Source organism: Pseudomonas sp. zfem001 (assembly GCF_032621725.1).
GTDB classification, from domain to species: Bacteria; Pseudomonadota; Gammaproteobacteria; order Pseudomonadales; family Pseudomonadaceae; genus Aquipseudomonas; species Aquipseudomonas sediminis.
Genome location: NZ_JAVYJI010000001.1, coordinates 719,369 through 737,985, shown reverse-complemented (window position 1 = coordinate 737,985; position 18,617 = coordinate 719,369). Strand labels below are relative to the sequence as shown.

Annotated in this window: 14 protein-coding genes; 8 read left to right on the top strand and 6 right to left on the bottom strand. The window is 59.5% G+C overall.

Going from position 1 to position 18,617, the window contains the following annotated elements:
* Nucleotides 1-44: 44 nt before the first annotated feature.
* A complete protein-coding gene (locus RTH74_RS03630; protein ID WP_316913778.1) occupies nucleotides 45-1,307 on the bottom strand; it encodes a uracil-xanthine permease family protein in 1,263 nt (420 codons plus the stop codon).
* A 1-nt stretch (nucleotide 1,308) separates the two neighbouring features.
* Entirely contained in the window at nucleotides 1,309-1,947 is a 639-nt protein-coding gene (gene upp / locus RTH74_RS03625) for a uracil phosphoribosyltransferase (protein WP_106732796.1), read from the bottom strand.
* Between the two features lie 238 nt (nucleotides 1,948-2,185).
* On the opposite strand from upp, the gene RTH74_RS03620 reads away from it, so the two are divergent.
* A complete protein-coding gene (locus RTH74_RS03620; protein WP_106732797.1) occupies nucleotides 2,186-2,743 on the top strand; it encodes a hypoxanthine-guanine phosphoribosyltransferase in 558 nt (185 codons plus the stop codon).
* A gap of 60 nt (nucleotides 2,744-2,803) precedes the next feature.
* Here the strand turns inward: RTH74_RS03620 and dauA are convergent, their stop codons facing one another.
* Nucleotides 2,804-4,543: a C4-dicarboxylic acid transporter DauA gene (gene dauA / locus RTH74_RS03615; RefSeq protein ID WP_316913777.1), complete on the bottom strand. Its 1,740-nt coding sequence runs from the start codon at nucleotides 4,541-4,543 to the stop codon at nucleotides 2,804-2,806.
* A gap of 172 nt (nucleotides 4,544-4,715) precedes the next feature.
* On the opposite strand from dauA, the gene RTH74_RS03610 reads away from it, so the two are divergent.
* Nucleotides 4,716-5,003 carry a PA4642 family protein gene (locus RTH74_RS03610; RefSeq protein ID WP_092380120.1) on the top strand — a complete coding sequence of 96 codons (288 nt, stop codon included), beginning with the start codon at nucleotides 4,716-4,718 and terminating at the stop codon, nucleotides 5,001-5,003.
* A 132-nt stretch (nucleotides 5,004-5,135) separates the two neighbouring features.
* Here RTH74_RS03610 and rpsT read toward each other — a convergent pair whose 3' ends face one another.
* On the bottom strand, nucleotides 5,136-5,414 hold the full coding sequence (gene rpsT, locus RTH74_RS03605; RefSeq protein WP_003243036.1) for a 30S ribosomal protein S20: 279 nt from the start codon (nucleotides 5,412-5,414) through the stop codon (nucleotides 5,136-5,138).
* 191 nt (nucleotides 5,415-5,605) lie between these two features.
* Here rpsT and murJ point away from each other — a divergent pair, with 191 nt between their 5' ends.
* From murJ to ispH, 6 genes are all read left to right on the top strand, one after another.
* Nucleotides 5,606-7,147: a murein biosynthesis integral membrane protein MurJ gene (gene murJ / locus RTH74_RS03600; RefSeq protein WP_316913776.1), complete on the top strand. Its 1,542-nt coding sequence runs from the start codon at nucleotides 5,606-5,608 to the stop codon at nucleotides 7,145-7,147.
* A gap of 79 nt (nucleotides 7,148-7,226) precedes the next feature.
* Nucleotides 7,227-8,177 carry a bifunctional riboflavin kinase/FAD synthetase gene (gene ribF, locus RTH74_RS03595; protein WP_125880008.1) on the top strand — a complete coding sequence of 317 codons (951 nt, stop codon included), beginning with the start codon at nucleotides 7,227-7,229 and terminating at the stop codon, nucleotides 8,175-8,177.
* The gene (gene ileS / locus RTH74_RS03590) at nucleotides 8,174-11,005 is read left to right on the top strand and encodes an isoleucine--tRNA ligase (protein WP_316913775.1); all 2,832 of its coding nucleotides are present in this window, start codon (nucleotides 8,174-8,176) and stop codon (nucleotides 11,003-11,005) included. Before ribF ends, ileS begins: the two co-directional genes overlap by 4 nt.
* Nucleotides 10,998-11,507 carry a signal peptidase II gene (lspA, locus tag RTH74_RS03585; protein ID WP_099522419.1) on the top strand — a complete coding sequence of 170 codons (510 nt, stop codon included), beginning with the start codon at nucleotides 10,998-11,000 and terminating at the stop codon, nucleotides 11,505-11,507. Before ileS ends, lspA begins: the two co-directional genes overlap by 8 nt.
* On the top strand, nucleotides 11,504-11,941 hold the full coding sequence (locus tag RTH74_RS03580; protein ID WP_099522418.1) for an FKBP-type peptidyl-prolyl cis-trans isomerase: 438 nt from the start codon (nucleotides 11,504-11,506) through the stop codon (nucleotides 11,939-11,941). Before lspA ends, RTH74_RS03580 begins: the two co-directional genes overlap by 4 nt.
* Nucleotides 11,942-12,080: 139 nt before the next feature.
* Nucleotides 12,081-13,025: a 4-hydroxy-3-methylbut-2-enyl diphosphate reductase gene (gene ispH, locus RTH74_RS03575; RefSeq protein ID WP_316913774.1), complete on the top strand. Its 945-nt coding sequence runs from the start codon at nucleotides 12,081-12,083 to the stop codon at nucleotides 13,023-13,025.
* Nucleotides 13,026-13,072: 47 nt separating this feature from the next.
* Here ispH and RTH74_RS03570 read toward each other — a convergent pair whose 3' ends face one another.
* Together RTH74_RS03570 and RTH74_RS03565 are read right to left on the bottom strand one after the other, a co-directional pair.
* Entirely contained in the window at nucleotides 13,073-13,531 is a 459-nt protein-coding gene (locus RTH74_RS03570; RefSeq protein WP_296232501.1) for a type IV pilin protein, read from the bottom strand.
* Nucleotides 13,531-18,606, bottom strand: coding sequence for a PilC/PilY family type IV pilus protein (locus tag RTH74_RS03565; RefSeq protein ID WP_316913773.1), 5,076 nt, complete (start codon nucleotides 18,604-18,606; stop codon nucleotides 13,531-13,533). The genes RTH74_RS03570 and RTH74_RS03565 overlap by 1 nt, the downstream gene beginning before the upstream one ends.
* Between the last annotated feature and the right edge of the window lie 11 nt (nucleotides 18,607-18,617).

The following is an 18,617-nucleotide window of genomic DNA, read 5'->3' as shown; positions in this document are numbered from 1 at the left end:
AAAAAAGCCCGCGATCATCGCGGGCTTTTTTGTTGGCAGCTGAATCAGGCTTCTTCCGCGTCCCGCTTCTTCCAGCCGGCGCCACCTGGCAGCACCAGGTTGAGCAGCAGCGCGCTGATGGCGCACAGGGAAATCCCCGACAGAGCGAATTCCTTACCGCCGATGACCATGCCGCCGATGCCGAATACCAGGGTCACCGAAACGATGATCAGGTTGCGCGCTTCGGAGAGGTCGACCTGGTGGCGAATCAGGGTGTTGAGGCCGACCACGGCGATGGAGCCGAACAGCAGGCACAGAATGCCGCCCATCACCGGGACCGGAATACTCTGCAGGGCTACACCAAACTTGCCGATGAAGGCCAGGGCGATGGCGAATACCGCGGCCCAGGTCATGATCTTCGGGTTGTAGCTCTTGGTCAGCATCACCGCGCCGGTGACCTCGGCGTAGGTGGTGTTGGGTGGGCCGCCGAACAGGCCGGCTGCCGAAGTGGCCAGGCCGTCGCCGAGCAGGGTGCGATGCAGGCCAGGCTTCTTGACGAAGTTCTTGCCGGTGACGTTACCGATCGCCACCACACCGCCGATGTGCTCGATGGCTGGTGCCAGCGCTACCGGCACCATGTACAGAATGGCGCCCCAGTGCAGCTCCGGGGTGACGAAGGCGGGTACGGCGAGCCAGGCGGCTTGTTCAACGGCGCTGGTGTCGATCACCCCGAGCACTGCAGCGATGGCGCAGCCGACCGCGATGCCGGCGAGGATCGGTACCAGGCGGAAGATGCCGCGGCCCAGCACCGCGACCAGCAGGGTGGTGATCAGCGCGGGCATCGAAATCATCATCGCCGTGCTGTAAGGCACCAGCTCGATGCTGCCGTCACCGGCCTTGCCCATGGCCATGTTCACCGCCACCGGCGACAGCGCCAGGCCGATGGATATGATCACCGGGGCGATCACCACCGGCGGCAGCAGGCGGTCGATAAAGCTGGGGCCGCGCAGTTTGACCAGTGCCGAGAGCAGGATGTAGACCACACCAGCCGCGATCACGCCGCCCATTACCGCAGGCAGGCCGAATTCGCCCTTGGCTGCCAGGATCGGTGCGATGAAGGCGAAGCTGGAGGCCAGGAACACCGGGACCTGACGTTTGGTCACCAGTTGGAACAGCAGCGTGCCGATACCGGCGGTGAACAGCGCGACGTTGGGGTCCATGCCTGTGATCAGCGGCATCAGCACCAGGGCGCCGAAGGCCACGAACAACATCTGCGCACCGGAGATACCCTGGCGCCATAGCGGATCGTTGAATTCCGTCTGCGACATGTCAGGCGTCCTTCTGCTTGGTGCCGAAGATCTTGTCACCGGCATCGCCCAGGCCGGGGATGATGTAGCCATGCTCGTTCAGGCACTGATCGATGGAGGCGGTGAAGATGGTCACGTCCGGGTGGGCCTTCTCGACAGCCTTGATGCCTTCGGGAGCGGCGACCAGAACCATGGCGCGAATGTCCTTGCAGCCAGCTTTTTTCAGCAGGTCGATGGTGGCGACCATCGAACCGCCGGTGGCGAGCATCGGGTCGATGATCAGCGCCAGGCGCGAGTCGATTTCCGGCGCCAGCTTTTCCAGGTAAGTGTGCGCTTCCAGGGTTTCCTCGTTGCGCGCGACGCCCACGGCGCTGACCTTGGCGCCGGGGATCAGGCTGAGCACACCGTCGAGCATGCCGATGCCGGCGCGCAGGATGGGCACCACGGTGATTTTCTTGCCGGCGATCTTCTCCACCTGCACGGTGCCCGCCCAGCCTTCGATGTCGTAGGTTTCCAGCGGCAGGTCGTTGGTGGCCTCATAAGTCAGCAGGGCGCCCACTTCCTGGGCCAGCTCACGGAAATTCTTGGTGCTGATATCGGCGCGGCGCATCAGGCCGATCTTGTGACGGATCAGCGGGTGGCGGATCTCGCGAGTGGGCATGGACTGGGATCTCCAACGGGGCTCTGGGAAAAATCGCGTTAGATTAAAGCATTGCTCATGCCAAGTGGTGGGTGACTGATGAGTCACGATGCCCTGCGCTGTGCGTCGGCTACGCTGGTCAGTCGATACTTGGCAAGCGCTGCATGGGTCTGTACCTTTGCCCGCTTTTATTTGACGGCTCGATCAGCTTTCAGGCTGTTCGCCGCCATTCATCAGTCCGATCAAGAGAGAACACATCATGTCCGCCGATCTCGCGCACATTCGCCAAATCATGGCGGAAGCCGACTGCCTGTTCACCGAAGCCGAGGTTGAAGCGGCCATCGACAAGGTCGCCAGCCAGATCAATGCCGAGCTGGCCGAGTGCAATCCGGTGGTGTTCTGCGTGATGAACGGCGGCCTGATCTTCTCCGGCAAGCTGTTGACCAAGCTGAACTTCCCGCTCGAGGCGTCCTACCTGCACGCCACGCGTTATCGCAATGAGACCAGCGGGGGCGAGCTGTTCTGGAAGGCCAAGCCGGAAGTCTCGTTCATCGACCGTGATGTGCTGATCATCGACGACATCCTCGACGAAGGGCACACCCTGGGCGCGATCATCGATTTCTGCCGCCATGCCGGCGCGCGTGCCGTGCACACCGCGGTGCTGATCGACAAGGAGCACGAGCGTAAGGCGCGCCCGGACCTGAAGGCCAACTATGTCGGCTTGCAGTGCATCGACCGTTACATCTTCGGTTACGGCATGGACTACAAGGGCTACTGGCGCAACGCCGCAGGCATTTTCGCGGTCAAGGGGCTGTAAGCGCTTGTAGCGCGTAGGGTGCGCTGCGCGCACCTGCTTTCCTCGGTGCGCAGGGCGAACCTATTCGGCTAGCGGTTTTGGCGCTCTGTCATCCAGCCAGCGCAAGGCTTTCTCCCGCGCTTGTGGCAGATCGTGCACGTAGGCCAGCTGCCCGCCGCGCCGGTGAATACCGGCGTGGCGCAGTTGCAGCCGTACCTGCGCGGTGGGGCCGCTGAGGATCAGCGCCACACCCTGCTGGCGGTAGTCGCGCAGCACGTTGTCCAGCGCGGCAATGGCCGTCATGTCCAGTAGCGGCACGGCGCTGATGTCGACGATGACTATCTTCACCCCCGGCGTGAAACGCCGCAGCACGCTCAACGCCTTTTCTGCCGCGCCAAAGAACAGCGGGCCGCGAATGGCGTAAGCCAGCACGTGCTCGGGCAGATCCAGCAAGGCCTGACGTTGCTGTCGGCTCAGCGCTGCGGTGTCGGTCAGCTCGCTCATGCGCTTGATGAACAGCCCTGCCGCCAATAGCAGGCCGACGCCGACAGCCAGCACCATGTCGAACAGCACCGTCAGCACCAGGCAGGTCAGCAGTACCAGCACATCACTGCGTGGGGCGATGCGCAGGGTGTGGACGACGTGGTGGGGCTCGCTCATGTTCCACGCCACCATCAGCAGCAGCGCTGCCAGGGCGGCCATGGGCAGATAGCTGAACAGGGGCGCGAGCAACAGAATTGCCGCTAGCACCACGCCCGCGTGAATCAATGCTGCCAGCGGTGAAAAGGCGCCGGCGCGGACGTTGGCAGCGGTGCGGGCGATGGCAGCGGTAGCGGTGATGCCGCCAAAGAACGGCGCGGCCAGGTTGCCGAGGCCCTGGCCGATCAGTTCGGCGTTGGGGTCATGTTTGCTGCCGGTCATGCCGTCGGCCACTACCGCGCACAGCAGTGACTCGATGGCGCCGAGCATGGCGATGGCGAATGCCGGCGCCAGCAGTTGGCGGATCAGTTCGAATGAAAGCACCAGCGGCTGGCCGTCGGCGCCCGGCAGGTTCCAGGGTAACGCCAGGTCCGGCAGGAAGGGCGGGATGCCGGGATATTCGATACCGTCGAGCTGATAGTTGAAGCGCTCGCCCAATGTCGCCACGGGCAGCCCCAGGCGTTCCAGGGCCAATGCCAGCAGCGCGCCAATCGCCAGCGCGACCAGGTGTGCAGGAATCTTCGGTATCAGGCGTGGCCAGATCAGCAGTATCGCCAGGCACGCGGCGCCCACCAGGCTGTCGCCGAGTTGCAGGCTGGGCAAGGCGCGGATCAGCAGGTTCACCTGTTCCAGAAGATGCTGGGGTGTGCCGGCCAGGTGCAGGCCGAACAGATCCTTGATCTGCAGAACGGCAATGACGATGCCAATGCCGGCGGTAAAGCCCAGTGTTACCGGATAGGGCACAAACTCGATCAGGCGTCCGGCGCGTAGCAGCCCCAAGGTGATCAGGATCACACCAGCCATCAGCGTACACAGCAGCAAGCCGCCGAGACCGTACTGCTGGGTGATTGGCAGCAGGATCACCACGAAGGCGGCGGTGGGGCCGGAAATATTGAAGCGCGAGCCGCCGCACAGGGCGATCAGCGGTGCAGCGATCAGCACGGTGTAGAGGCCGTGCTGCGGTGCCACGCCCACGGCAATAGCCAGCGCCATGGCCAGTGGAATGGCGATGATGCCCACCGTCAGGCCGGCGCTCAGGTCGCCGCGCAAGGCCTTCCAGGAGTAGCCCGCGCGCAGGGTCTGGCGCCAGGCGGCGAACAGCGGCAACGATAGACGTGACATGCTGGCTCCCTAATGGCTTGGCGCATTATAGGAGCCAGTTCGTCGGGTGCGGCATGACCTAGGTCGGCTGTTGTGTCGATTGATCGCGTGTTAGCCTGCCCGGCTGCGCGTTGAGCCGCGCGCGGCTCGGCGGTACACTGCCGGCCCTCTGTAATGCTGGCGGGAGCGGGCGATGCGTAAAGACAAGAAGCAGGTGATTGGCGAAGAAATCAGCGACGACTCGATCAAGCTGTTCCTTGCGGTGGAGCCAGCGGACGCCACGCCGCCTTCGCTGCACAAGCTGGTCAAGGCTTATCGCGGTCTGCGTATCGATGACTTCGAGCGTTTCGTGGGTTTCTTCGTCGCTGAAGGCTACGATCTCTCGGCCACCGATGCACAGGGCAATGATTTCATCGCGCTGATTCAGGATCAGCGCAATGCCGAGCCTTACATCGAAGTGATCAAGGCTGCTCGCGGCTGATCTTTGCTGTTTTCGAGAATGCCCGCATTCCGCAAGGAGGCGGGCATTTTTCATGGCTGCACGGCTGCGGACTTGAATTCAGGGCAATAAAAAACCGGCCACCAGGGCCGGTTTTTCAAGAACCTGTCGCGATTAAGCGGCAGCAGCTTCGCCCAGCGCCTTGATGTGCGCGTTCAGGCGGCTCTTGTGACGAGCGGCTTTGTTCTTGTGGATGATGCCTTTGTCAGCCATGCGGTCGATGACCGGAACGGCTGCAGTGTAAGCGGTTTTGGCAAGCTCGAGATCTTTGGCAGCAATAGCCTTGACTACGTTCTTGATGTAAGTACGAACCATCGAGCGCAGGCTGGCGTTATGGCTACGGCGCTTCTCAGCCTGTTTGGCGCGTTTTTTGGCAGAAGGTGAGTTGGCCACCGTCAAGCTCCTCGAAAACTGGGGGGTTACGACAAATAAGGCCGCGAATCATGCCGATCCATCTGCCTGCTGTCAAGTCTGATGACGCTTTCCTGTGCTGGCCTGACCAGTGGTGGCTCGCTACACTCGACGCCTTCGTTGGGCGGCGGATTGTCCGCTACTGCACCTCTTTATGGAAGCCGAAATACCCCATGAATCTCCTCAAGTCCCTGGCTGCCGTCAGTTCACTGACCATGGTTTCGCGCGTGCTGGGGTTCGTGCGCGACACCATCATCGCCCGCACCTTCGGGGCCGGAGTGGCGTCGGACGCCTTCGTGGTGGCCTTCAAGCTGCCCAACCTGCTGCGCCGTATTTTTGCCGAAGGGGCGTTCTCTCAAGCCTTCGTACCGATTCTGGCCGAGTACAAGATGCAGCAGGGCGAGGAGGCTACGCGCACCTTCATTGCCTATGTATCAGGGTTGCTGACCCTGGTACTGGCGCTGGTCACGGCCATCGGCGTGCTCGCAGCGCCCTGGATCGTCTGGGCCACGGCGCCGGGTTTTGCCGATGAGGCCGAGCGCTTCGAGCTGACCGTCGATCTGCTGCGGGTGACCTTTCCTTATATATTGCTGATCTCCCTGTCATCGCTGGCCGGGGCCGTGCTCAATACCTGGAACCGTTTTTCGGTGCCGGCATTCGTGCCGACGCTACTCAACGTCAGCATGATCGTCTTCGCGCTGTTTCTGACGCCCTATTTCGACCCGCCGATCATGGCGCTGGGCTGGGCGGTACTGGTCGGCGGCCTGGCCCAACTGCTCTGGCAACTGCCGCACCTTAAAAAGATCGGCATGCTGGTGCTGCCGCGCCTGAGTTTCGGTGATCTGGGCGTCTGGCGCGTGCTCAAGCAGATGGGGCCGGCGATCTTCGGTGTCTCGGTGAGCCAGATTTCGCTGATCATCAACACGATATTTGCCTCCTTCCTGGTGGCTGGCTCGGTGTCCTGGATGTATTACGCCGACCGCCTGATGGAGCTGCCCTCAGGTGTGCTGGGCGTGGCGCTGGGCACCATCTTGCTGCCGGCACTCTCTAAGACCTATGCCAGCAAGAATCGCGACGAGTACCGTCGTCTGCTCGATTGGGGGCTGCGTCTTTGCTTTCTGTTGGTACTGCCCTGCACGTTGGCACTGGCGATTCTCGCCGAGCCGCTGGTGGTGTCGCTATTCCAGTACGGCAAGTTCGGTGCAGAGGATGCGCTGATGACCCAGCGGGCGCTGGTGGCCTACTCGGTCGGCCTGCTGGCGTTGATTCTGATCAAGATCCTCGCGCCAGGCTTTTATGCCCAGCAGAACATCAAGACACCGGTGCGCATTGCCATCATCAGCCTGCTGGCCACCCAGGTGATGAATGCGCTGTTCGTGTTTGGCCTGGAGATGGCGCACGTCGGCCTGGCGCTGGCTATCAGCCTGGCGGCCTGCCTGAATGCCGGCCTGCTGTACTGGCAGCTGCGCCGCGCCGATATCTTCCAGCCGCTGCCGGGCTGGGGACTGTTTCTGTTCAAACTGGTGGTGGCGGTGACGGTAATGGTCGCTGTGCTGCTGGGACTGCTGCAGGTCATGCCTGTCTGGGCAGAAGGGGAGATGCTCGTGCGCCTGTTGCGTCTCGGTGCGCTGGTGGCCGCCGGGCTGATTGCCTACTTCGGCATGCTGCTGATATTGGGCTTCCGTCCGCGTGATTTTGCCCGGCGGGCGTTGTAGCGGTTTCCCCCATCGCGATGCCTGTTGTGCATGGCGTGCTGTGCGTATAATCGGCCACTTTGTGAACAAGAAGCGTGTTATGCAGCTGGTTCGAGGTCTTCATAACCTGCAGCCCCAGGCGCGGGGCTGTGTGGTCACCATCGGTAATTTCGACGGCGTTCATCGTGGGCACCAGGCCATCCTGGCGCGCTTGCGCGAGCGTGCCGCGGAATTGGCCGTGCCCAGCTGTGTGGTGATCTTCGAGCCGCAGCCGCGTGAATTCTTCGGTCCGGACACCGCGCCGGCGCGTCTGACCCGCCTGCGTGACAAGCTCGCCCTGTTGGCCGCCGAGGGCGTCGACATGGTGCTATGCCTGGCCTTCAATCGCCGCCTGCGCGAGTTGTCGGCTGCCGAGTTCGTTCAGCGCGTGCTGGTCGATGGGCTTGGCGTGAAGGATCTGGAAATCGGCGACGATTTCCGCTTCGGCTGCGACCGCGCCGGCGATTTCGAATTTCTCAAGGCCGCCGGCCAGCGTTACGGCTTCAGCGTCGATGCGTCTACGACTGTGGAAGTGCTCGGTGGCCGAGTCAGCAGCACGCGCGTGCGGCAGGCCCTGGCCGATGGCGATTTCGAACTGGCCGAAGCCTTGCTCGGGCGGCCGTTCCGTATCGCCGGGCGGGTATTGCATGGGCAGAAGCTCGGTCGCCAGCTCGATGCACCGACTGCCAATATCCAGCTCAAGCGGCGCAAGGTGCCGCTGACCGGTGTTTATCTGGTGAGCTGTGAAATCGATGGCGTGATTCAACCGGGCGTCGCCAATATCGGTGTGCGCCCCAGTGTTGCCGGTGACGGCAGCGCCCATCTGGAAGTGCATCTTCTGGATTTTGCCGGCGATCTGTATGGCCGGCGTCTCTCGGTGGCTTTCCACCACAAGCTGCGTGATGAGCAGCGTTTCGCCTCGCTGGAGGCCCTGAAGGCGGCGATTGCCGCTGATATCGCCGCTGCCCGTGAATATTGGCAGAGCCACCCGCTGATGAAGAGCCCGAAATGACCGACTACAAAGCTACGCTGAACCTGCCCGATACCCAGTTCCCGATGAAGGCCGGCCTGCCGCAACGCGAGCCGCAGACCCTGCAGCGCTGGAACGAGATTGGTCTGTATAGCAAGCTGCGCAAGATTGGCGAAGATCGGCCGAAGTTCGTCCTGCACGACGGCCCGCCCTATGCCAACGGCAGCATCCACATCGGTCATGCGGTAAACAAGATCCTCAAGGACATCATCACCCGCTCCAAGACCCTAGCCGGTTTCGACGCGCCCTACGTGCCGGGCTGGGACTGCCATGGCCTGCCGATCGAGCACAAGGTCGAAACCACCTTCGGCAAGAATCAGCCGGCGGATCTGACCCGCGAGCGTTGCCGCACCTATGCTGGCGAGCAGATCGAAGGGCAGAAGGCCGACTTCATTCGCCTCGGCGTGCTGGGTGACTGGGACAACCCCTACAAGACCATGGACTTCGCCAACGAGGCCGGTGAGATCCGCGCCCTGGCCGAGATGGTCAAGCAGGGCTTCGTGTTCAAGGGCCTGAAGCCGGTGAACTGGTGCTTCGACTGCGGCTCGGCGTTGGCCGAAGCCGAGGTGGAGTATCAGGACAAGAAGTCCGATGCCATCGACGTGGCCTTCCCCATCGAAGACGCAGACAAGCTGGCCGCCGCCTTCGGTCTGAGCGAGCTGAGCAAACCGACCGCCATCGTCATCTGGACCACCACGCCCTGGACCATCCCGGCCAACCAGGCGCTCAACGTGCATCCGGAGTTCACCTACGCCCTGGTCGACACCGGCGAGCGTCTCCTGCTGCTGGCCGAGGAGCTGGTCGAGTCCTGCCTGCCGCGTTACGACCTGCAAGGTCAGGTAATTGCCACCGCTCCCGGCGCGGCGCTGGAACTGATCCGTTTCCGTCATCCGTTCTACGAGCGTTTCTCGCCGGTGTACCTGGCCGAATACGTCGAGCTGGGCGCCGGTACCGGTATCGTCCACTCGGCGCCGGCTTACGGTGAGGATGACTTCCGCACCTGCAAAGCCTATGGCATGAGCAACGACGACATTCTCAGTCCGGTGCAGAGCAATGGCGTCTACACCCCGGACCTGCCGTTCTTCGGCGGCCAGTTCATCTGGAAGGCCAACCCGGCCATCGTCGAGAAGCTGGCCGAGGTCGGTGCGCTGCTCAAGCATCAGCCGATCCAGCACAGCTACATGCACTGCTGGCGCCACAAGACGCCGCTGATCTACCGCGCCACCGCACAATGGTTCGTCGGCATGGACACTCAGCCGAAGCAAGGTGCGCCCCTGCGCGAGCGTGCGCTGGCGGCCATCGAGCAGACTCAGTTCGTCCCGGCCTGGGGCCAGGCGCGCCTGCACAGCATGATCGCCGGTCGTCCCGACTGGTGCATCTCGCGTCAGCGCAACTGGGGTGTACCGATCCCGTTCTTCCTACACAAGGCCACTGGCGAGCTGCACCCGCGCACCGTCGAGCTGATGGAAGAGGTCGCCAAGCGCGTCGAGCAAGAGGGCATCGAAGCCTGGTTCAAGCTTGACGGCGCAGAGCTGCTTGGCGCTGAAGCAGCTGACTACGACAAGATCAACGACACCCTCGATGTGTGGTTCGACTCCGGTACCACGCACTGGCACGTGCTGCGCGGCTCCCACGACATGGGCCACACCGACGGCCCGCGCGCCGATCTGTACCTCGAAGGTTCGGATCAGCATCGCGGCTGGTTCCACTCGTCCCTGCTGACTGGCAGCGCCATCGATGGCCACGCGCCGTACAAGGCGCTGCTGACTCACGGCTTCGTGGTCGACGAGAACGGCCGCAAGATGTCCAAGTCGCTGGGTAACGTGGTCGCCCCGCAGGAGGTCAACGACAGCCTGGGCGCCGACATCATGCGCCTGTGGGTTGCATCCACCGACTACTCCGGTGAGATGGCCGTGTCCAAGGTGATCCTGCAGCGCAGTGCTGATGCCTACCGCCGTATCCGCAACACTGCGCGCTTCATGCTGGCCAACCTCAACGGTTTCGATCCGGCCAAGGACCTGCTGCAGCCCGAGCAGATGCTCGACCTCGACCGTTGGGCCGTTGACGCGGCCCTGCGCCTGCAGGAAGAGATAATCGAGGCGTACGCCGACTACCGTTTCTGGAACGTCTATTCCAAGGTGCACAACTTCTGCGTGCAGGAGCTGGGCGGCTTCTACCTGGACATCATCAAGGACCGCCAGTACACCACCGCCGCCGACAGCGTGGCGCGTCGCTCTTGCCAGAGCGCGCTGTTCCACATCAGCGAGGCGCTGGTGCGCTGGATCGCACCGATCCTGGCCTTCACCGCCGAGGAGATCTGGCAGTTCCTGCCGGGCGAGCGCAACGAGTCTGTCATGCTCAATACCTGGTACGCCGGCCTGGAGCGCCTGCCGGAAGGCTTCGAGCTGGATCGTGCCTACTGGGATCGCGTCATGGCGGTCAAGGCGGCGGTCAACAAGGAGCTGGAGAACCTGCGTACGGCCAAGGCCATCGGTGCCAGCCTGCAGGCCGAGGTCACCCTGTTCTGCGATGAGGCCAAGCAAGCTGACCTGGCCAAGCTCGGTGACGAGCTGCGTTTCGCCCTGATCACCTCGGCGGCGCAGACCGCACCGCTGACCGATGCTCCGGCCGATGCGGTAGTGACCGAGGTTGAAGGTCTGAAGCTGAAGATCCTCAAGTCCGCACACGCCAAGTGTGGCCGTTGCTGGCACTTCCGCGCGGATGTCGGCAGCCATGCAGCGCATCCGGAGCTGTGCGGTCGCTGCGTGAGCAACATCGAAGGCGAAGGTGAGGTGCGCAAGCATGCCTGAGTCCTCGCGTTTCGGGCATCTGCCCTGGCTGCTGTTGAGCGTGCTGATCCTGGTCGTCGATCGCGTGACCAAGGACATCTTCGAGGGCGGGCTGAGCATGTATCAGCGCATCGAAGTCATCCCGGGTTACTTCGACTGGACCCTGGCCTACAACACTGGCGCTGCCTTCAGCTTCCTGGCTGATGCGGCCGGCTGGCAGCGCTGGTTCTTCGCCGCCATCGCCATCGTCGTCAGCGTCGTGCTGGTGGTCTGGCTCAAGCGCCTCAAACGTCATGAAACCCTGCTGGCCGTGGCATTGGCCATGGTGCTGGGCGGCGCGTTGGGCAACCTGTATGACCGTGTGGTGCTTGGCCATGTGGTCGACTTCATTCTGGTGCACTGGCAGAGTCGCTGGTTCTTCCCAGCGTTTAACCTGGCCGACACCTTCATCACCATCGGCGCGATCCTGCTGGCGCTGGATATGTTCAAGAGCGACAAGTCCGCGAAGGAGGCTGCGCAATGACAGACGTACGCATCGGGCCGGACAGGGAGGTGACCCTGCACTTTGCCCTCAAGCTGGAAAACGGCGATGTGGTCGACAGCACGTTCGACAAGCAACCGGCGACCTTCAGGGTCGGTGATGGCAACCTGCTGCCTGGTTTCGAACAGGCACTGTACGGCTTCAAAGCCGGCGACAAGCGCAGCGTGCAGGTGCAGCCGGAGCAGGGCTTCGGCCAGCCGAACCCGCAGAACGTGCAGATCATGCCGCGCGGCCAGTTCGAGGGCATGGAGCTGTCCGAAGGCCTGCTGGTGATCTTCAACGATGCCGCCAATACCGAGCTGCCAGGCGTGGTGAAGGCGTTCGATGACAAGCAGGTCACCATCGACTTCAACCACCCACTGGCGGGCAAGGTGCTGGATTTCGATGTGGAAATCATCGAGGTCAAGGCGCTTTAGCGCCGTGGCGCCGCTCTTGTAGGGGCGGCTTCAGCCGCGAAGCTCATGTTGCAGCCTGCACTGATCCCGCGCAGGCTGTACCTTCCAGGAGCGACCGATAGCGTCGTTTCGTTCCTCGATCAATACCGAGACAGCCAGCATGCATATCAAACTCGCCAACCCCCGCGGCTTCTGCGCCGGTGTCGATCGCGCCATCGAAATCGTCAACCGTGCGCTGGAGGTGTTCGGCCCACCGATCTACGTGCGCCATGAGGTGGTGCATAACAAATTCGTGGTCGAAGACCTGCGTGCACGCGGCGCGGTATTCGTCGAAGAGCTGGACCAGGTGCCGGACGGCGTCATCGTCATCTTCAGTGCTCACGGCGTCTCCAAGGCTGTGCGTGACGAGGCCGCGCGTCGGGGGCTCAAGGTCTTCGACGCGACCTGCCCGCTGGTGACCAAGGTGCATATGGAAGTGGTGCGTTACAGCCGCGAAGGGCGCGAGTGCATCCTCATCGGTCACGAAGGTCACCCGGAAGTCGAAGGCACCATGGGCCAATACGACGCCAGCAATGGCGGCGTCATCTACCTGGTCGAGGATGAGGCCGACGTCGCCGAACTGCAGGTGCGCAACCCCGAGAACCTGGCATTCGTCACCCAGACCACCTTGTCCATGGATGACACCAGCAAAGTGATCGACGCTCTACGTGCCAAGTTCCCCGCCATTGGCGGCCCGCGCAAGGACGACATCTGCTACGCCACCCAGAACCGCCAGGATGCGGTCAAACAACTGGCCAGCGAGTGCGATGTACTGCTGGTCGTCGGCAGCCCGAACAGCTCCAACTCCAACCGCCTGCGTGAGTTGGCCGAACGCATGGGCACTCCAGCCTACTTGATCGACGGCGCTGAGGACCTCAAGGTCGAATGGTTCGAAGGAGTGGGTGGAGTAGGCATTACCGCAGGCGCTTCTGCGCCGGAGGTGCTGGTGCGTGGCGTGGTAGAGCAGTTGCGCGCCTGGGGGGCTACTGGTGAGACGGAGCTTGATGGGCGGCCGGAGAACATTACGTTTTCTATGCCGAAGGAGCTGAGGGTCAAGGCGATATAGACTAATGGGTAAATAAAAAGGCGATCCGTGGATCGCCTTTTTATTGCTTAGCGCCAGCAGTCGTTCACGCTGTTGCTCCCGCTCTTACCTTTTACACCTTGATCGTTAAGAGTCAGGTTTCCACATTTTGTGTCCCGCGTTTGTGCCCCCAATGGAGCGGCTGTCAGTAGGTAGCCCGCAGTGCCTGAGCGCGCAGCCACCGTTAGGGTGTATTTCCCCGTGGCAGAGCGGACAGTTTTAGTTGATGACTCTCCTTCGCCTGTCGTTTCTGCGCTCAAGCCGAGCTTGTCGATATCGTTCTGGGAGTTCACGTAGCGATTGGTTTGAGCGTAGTAACGCTCTTGCCGAGCCGCTGCGTCGTTCAGTAAAGCCATGCCTTCAGCTCGATTGCCCCGTAGTACATATTCCTGATAACTGGGGTATGCGATCGCCGCCAGGATGCCGATTATCACAACAGTGATCATGACTTCCAGCAAGGTAAAGCCTGCTGCTGACCTAGCACTCATTAGTCATTCTCCGGAAGGATTTGCCAGCTCTGCCGGCCTGATACGGATGGCCCATAGTTGACATCGATGGATGTGCCGTCAGTGCTGAAAAGGGTGCCCCCACTGAGAGTAAAGCCGCCAGCGGGTGTCTTGAAGCCAGAGATGCTCTGACCCTCATAGTTATCGTTAGCATTCACCACTCCATCGTTGTTGAAGTCGAAGATTGCAAAATTTGCACGTCCTCCAGTGAATGGATTTATGCCATAGGTCCAGCCTTCGAGACCGGCAGAGCAGGGGTCGCTGGAGGGGGTAAGAGAGCTGACGAACAATACTTGTCCTCGTGCTGCCATCTCATTGACGATGCGCTCTCCGTCAATGGTATTGCCTACTCGTAGGTCCAGGTACCAGCCGTACTTGCCCTGATCACCGTTTCTCCAAGCGACCGATTGCTCGCTGAGCGTTCTCACCGTACGTGAGATCGTTGTCGCACCATTCTGGAAGGTGGCAGTAGCATTGGTAAATTCCTGCGCTTGGAGATCAGAGCGTGTGAGAGTTGGTGCATCGCTGGTGTTGGTGGTTTCTCCAGCTGTTTTCCTATCCCAGATCCCGTAAAGCGATTGAACGATGGCGTTCTCTTCGTTGGACTTATCTGCCTCGCGGAAATAACGACCCGTGCCGAACATCACGATGTACCCATTCATGCTCGGATGGCGAACCAAAGACGGGGGCGCTGTGATGGGTTGAGCCTCTCCGCTGGCGTTGCGGGCGGTATATAACGGGTTGCCACCAAAGGAAACTTTGAAGTTGTCGGGGTTAATGTCGGAGCTACGGGTCAATGGGTTATCGGAGCCCGAGTCTATTAGGTCGAAGCGCCACAGGTTACCTTTGAGATCACCAGCGTAGACATAGTCGGCAAAACCATCGCTGTTGTTATCCGCGACCCTTACGGTGGACAGACCATTATTGGTATCGGCAGCGGCTGTTGGAATCTTCTTGATCAGGCTCCCGGTTTCAATATCGATTAACATCAATACTGCACGCCCGCTATCGCTGTCGTAACCATTACCAGTAACGACGGCCCATTGGCCACTATGCAGTTTGGCAACAGTCGGAGTGGGGAAGCTATAACCTAGGTCGCTGGGTGTATTCGCAGGTGCGTCATTAGGTATGTCTTTACCAACATTGAACTCCCAAAGCAGGCTGATATTGCTTGGTTCGGTGATGTCCAATGCAAAGATAGCGCGTCCCCCAGCACGCAGGGTGCCAATCAATACGGTGCGCCATTGGTTATTTATAAATACATCGCGAACTACCGGTGTTCCATCCACATAGAACTTGTGTACGCCGCCTTCTTCATTGAAGTCGGGGTCTGCCAGTCGGTACAGCTCTGGGATGACGGCAGTGGGCACAAAAGCAAACTGCTCGTTTCCGTTATCGTCGAAGGCATGCAGCATGCCGTCATTTGCGCCGACATAGATGCGCTTGCTGCGAGAGCTTTGTGATTGGGCAAAAGAGGAGTAACTGCCACTCGGCTCGATGCTATCCGCCAGGTAAGCAAGGTACTGAGCGCCACCAACTACAGTAGGGTTGGAGTTGATGATGTCACCAAGCAAAGAGTCTCTGCGGCGGAAATTTGCATTTGCTGTGCCTTTGACAAAGTTGAGTCGATTTTGGCCTAGGGTTGTGTTCGCGTTGCTAAGGCCCGTCTGGGCTAGTGGCGCGGGTGTCCCGGTTGCAAGATCTGTCGCCATGGCAGCCTGAAGATTCACCAACGTCCCCGCGTTGTTATAGGCTTGGCGATTGGCCAGATTACTCCAGGTCAAATCCTGAAGACCATTTCCTGCGGTGTTGGCCATGCTGATGGTGCGGCCAGCAGATGTCAGTTTGGAGCTAGCGCTCCACAGCTGAGTTCTGGTGCCTGTCGTTCTATCGAGTTGCTCCTTAATCAGGTCACCACTCCAGGTATTGATCTTGTAATCGGTGCGATAAATATACACGTCATCCGACGCCTCGTTGCCTGCTACCGAAATGGCAGGACTGGTTACCGAGTTATTGGACTGTTCCAGGTTGTTGAACGCTTTGGTCAATTGCTCTTTCAGTGTCAGGGCATTGGTGACCAGGAAGTAGTTGTCAGGGTCACCTTGAACCGTCCTCGGATCGCGATCGGGCATGCCGTACTTGGCTGCGTACCACAGCGGACTCCTCAGTAATTCAGCATTGCTGGAGTTTGGGGAGGCAGTAAAGGTACGTGTGGCGGTAGGAGGCAGGCCCGCACACTCAGCGTTGTTAAGATTCGCTACACACCAGCCAGCAGGCCTATCCGGTGGCGTATTGAGTCGATAGCGGGTCTGTGCTTCGCAACTCGCTCTGTCTCCACCGTTGGTACCGCCGGTTCGCAGATCACAGATCTCCAAGTAAATGCCATCGGTAGCCGCGCCTGTACCTGAGATTACATAGCCCATGTGCTGCTGAATACCGCCTGCGGCATATTCCGAGAACAAATCAATCTTCAGTTCATTGCTGGCATTGACGGAGAGTGTGTAAAGAGCAATGGCATCCATATCATGGTCTGCGCCTTGCTCTACGTCCTCGTAGTTGATACGAAATTCAGCATAAGGACGGCCGCCATTGACCGAGGTGTCACGATCACTGCCATCGGGGTCCGTGTTTGCAATTTTCTGTACATAGAAGTCTACGATCTGGTTGGTCGGTTGGAAGCTACCTGTATTGCTGATACCACTTCCGCCAACAGACTTAGCGAACGGCACCAGTGTTATGCGGTTATTGCCGACCGGGAAGTCAATTTGTGGCAAGGGCGAGGCAAGCGCTACTGCGTAAGTTTGCAGCATGCGGCTACCACCTATCGCATTATTCGCGGCAAAGCGCGCAACGCCCGCTGAATAATAGGTACCCTGCTTGCTCGGTTCTTCAGGTGCCAGACCGCGTACGGTCGCTAGGTCTGCGATGACTTTAGCGGTTGGCGCGTTATCCGATACACCATTTGATTCGCCAATAAATACGTTCTTGCCGACCAAGCCTTCACTCACGCCGATTGCGTTAGTTTCGGTCGATACATCCAAATTCTGAATGGAGGCCGGATCATTCTGATTTGAGAAGGCAGTGTTATTGGTTTGCCAGCTGGTGGTTCCGCCTGGGAGTTTATAGTCATAGGACGGGTTGATGTCGCTGATCACCGTCATAGCAGGGATGGAGCAGGCAGGGTAATTGCTGCCTGATCTGGCATAGGGCGATACCCAGCTAGGTTTGGCCAAGCCAAGAGTTTCATCGGCCCCGCCAGAATAATCATAGAGAGAGGTTGGTGAGCCAGCGCCTGCAAAATAGCGAAGGGTCTCGTACATCATTTCGCCGACAGGGTTGCCCCACATGTAGCAGTTGTTGCTCTGGGACATTGCGCTCGTTGTAATCCAGCCGCAGCCATACTGGTTGTTGCTGTAATTGAAGTCGTAGATGCGTAGTTTGTTGATCGTTGCAACTATACCATTACGCTCAGGCGAGGGATTATTGATCTGATTGGAGCAGTAACTATTGTCGGAAGAGCAGAATTGCCCGGTATACGGATCCACTTCACGCGTGAAACTGCCCATGTTGGCACGCAGCGTGCCACCGCTCATGTGCTTCCCGTAGGAGCCAGTGAGCAATCCGAAATGCATTTTGTTGGTTTCGCCGAAATCATGAAGAATACCGGTCGGCTTAACTGCGCCACTACCATAAACTTTACAGTTATCCTCTCGTAATGAGGCGTTACTTGGTGAACAGACCTCTACACGGACATTATATTCAGTCATCGTGCTTGGGGCGTTTCCGGCGTTGCGCCAGTAAACATACCAGTTGTCATCGCCCGCATTTTCTCTGTGGCGCAGCCTAATGTTGTAAGTTTTTCCAGCGGTCAGCGTTACGGTTGCAGTTGTTCCTTGCCCGCCTTGGTTCGCACGACCGTTATTTCCATAGCGAGAGGCGGTAGCCAGTACCAAGGTTCCATCTAGTATGGAGAAGTCAACTGCGTCATCGCCGTCCACAGAAAACTGATAAGTGACAGTGTTTGTTGGAGTGAAAGTGCCAGTAATTTGAGTATGATAATAATCATGCCTATTAGTTTGGCAGGCGCCAGCAACATCGAAGATGTTGTTGTTATTGGTCAGCGGTGACTGGATGTAGCTAATGTTTTGGGTTCCGCAGAGGGTATAGGCGTTACTTGAAAACAGACTGTTCATCTGCGTGATATTGCTAGGGGTGGTCAGTGCGCTTGTATTTTTCCAGATTTTTATTTCTTTGTTAGAAAATGCATTGTTTGGAATCTGATTCCAGCCGCTGTCTACCGGGCCGCCAGATGTGCAGGAGACTTCACTGCCCGAGCTGCCGATACAGTTATCCATGGCGACCGGTCGTTCTTTCGATACCCAGTTCCAGACCCGAAAAGACGTGTTCGTGAGTACCCTCAACTGAGGAATACCTGTGTCCTGTGTTTTGGATACTACCGCGAACATATGATGGTAGCCCGAAGACGGCTGGGCCAGAGGGGTATAGTCAGTGATGTTATAGCCATCACGGGTGTTGTATTCCTTCCCCCAGGCATGAGCATCGCGGGGAATATATGCTCCCTGAAGAAGGGTGCTACCTTCTGTATCGGTTACCCGATAGCCGCCATATAGAACCTTGCGTAAGGCATCCATGCGCGAGGTTGTCAGATAGTTAAGGTAGTCACCGCTCCATTGACCCGAGCAGCGCTTGTTGCTAGCTACCGCGGTAGGTACAAATGTGCCACTGGTGTATGTGTAACAGACGTTTGAGTTGAAGTAGCCAAAATAATCAATGCCACCCTGATTGGCAGCCAGGTGTCCCTTATAGCCGACATCGATGACGCCGTCACCATTGAGATCTGAGGCATCGTTATAGGCTTCATAATAGAGTTTGTGATCCCTTCCCATCACCAGCATGTTAAGTGGTGTGGTAGAGCGGCTGACGAATAGCGGCGATTGAGCAGGATTATTCTCTCCGCCTGCTGCTAAAACCTGCCCGGTAGGAAACGCTATGGCCATTGCAAGAAGCGTTGCCTGAAGGAAAGAGTGAGTACGCATTTTGATCTGTC

Excerpts from the sequence above, each read along its gene's own strand:
- RTH74_RS03630 (WP_316913778.1), bottom strand. The coding sequence starts at position 1,307 with ATGTCGCAGACGGAATTCAACGATCCGCTATGGCGCCAGGGTATCTCC.
- upp (WP_106732796.1), bottom strand. The coding sequence starts at position 1,947 with ATGCCCACTCGCGAGATCCGCCACCCGCTGATCCGTCACAAGATCGGC.
- RTH74_RS03620 (WP_106732797.1), top strand. The coding sequence starts at position 2,186 with ATGTCCGCCGATCTCGCGCACATTCGCCAAATCATGGCGGAAGCCGAC.
- dauA (WP_316913777.1), bottom strand. The coding sequence starts at position 4,543 with ATGTCACGTCTATCGTTGCCGCTGTTCGCCGCCTGGCGCCAGACCCTG.
- RTH74_RS03610 (WP_092380120.1), top strand. The coding sequence starts at position 4,716 with ATGCGTAAAGACAAGAAGCAGGTGATTGGCGAAGAAATCAGCGACGAC.
- murJ (WP_316913776.1), top strand. The coding sequence starts at position 5,606 with ATGAATCTCCTCAAGTCCCTGGCTGCCGTCAGTTCACTGACCATGGTT.
- ribF (WP_125880008.1), top strand. The coding sequence starts at position 7,227 with ATGCAGCTGGTTCGAGGTCTTCATAACCTGCAGCCCCAGGCGCGGGGC.
- ileS (WP_316913775.1), top strand. The coding sequence starts at position 8,174 with ATGACCGACTACAAAGCTACGCTGAACCTGCCCGATACCCAGTTCCCG.
- lspA (WP_099522419.1), top strand. The coding sequence starts at position 10,998 with ATGCCTGAGTCCTCGCGTTTCGGGCATCTGCCCTGGCTGCTGTTGAGC.
- RTH74_RS03580 (WP_099522418.1), top strand. The coding sequence starts at position 11,504 with ATGACAGACGTACGCATCGGGCCGGACAGGGAGGTGACCCTGCACTTT.
- ispH (WP_316913774.1), top strand. The coding sequence starts at position 12,081 with ATGCATATCAAACTCGCCAACCCCCGCGGCTTCTGCGCCGGTGTCGAT.
- RTH74_RS03570 (WP_296232501.1), bottom strand. The coding sequence starts at position 13,531 with ATGAGTGCTAGGTCAGCAGCAGGCTTTACCTTGCTGGAAGTCATGATC.
- RTH74_RS03565 (WP_316913773.1), bottom strand. The coding sequence starts at position 18,606 with ATGCGTACTCACTCTTTCCTTCAGGCAACGCTTCTTGCAATGGCCATA.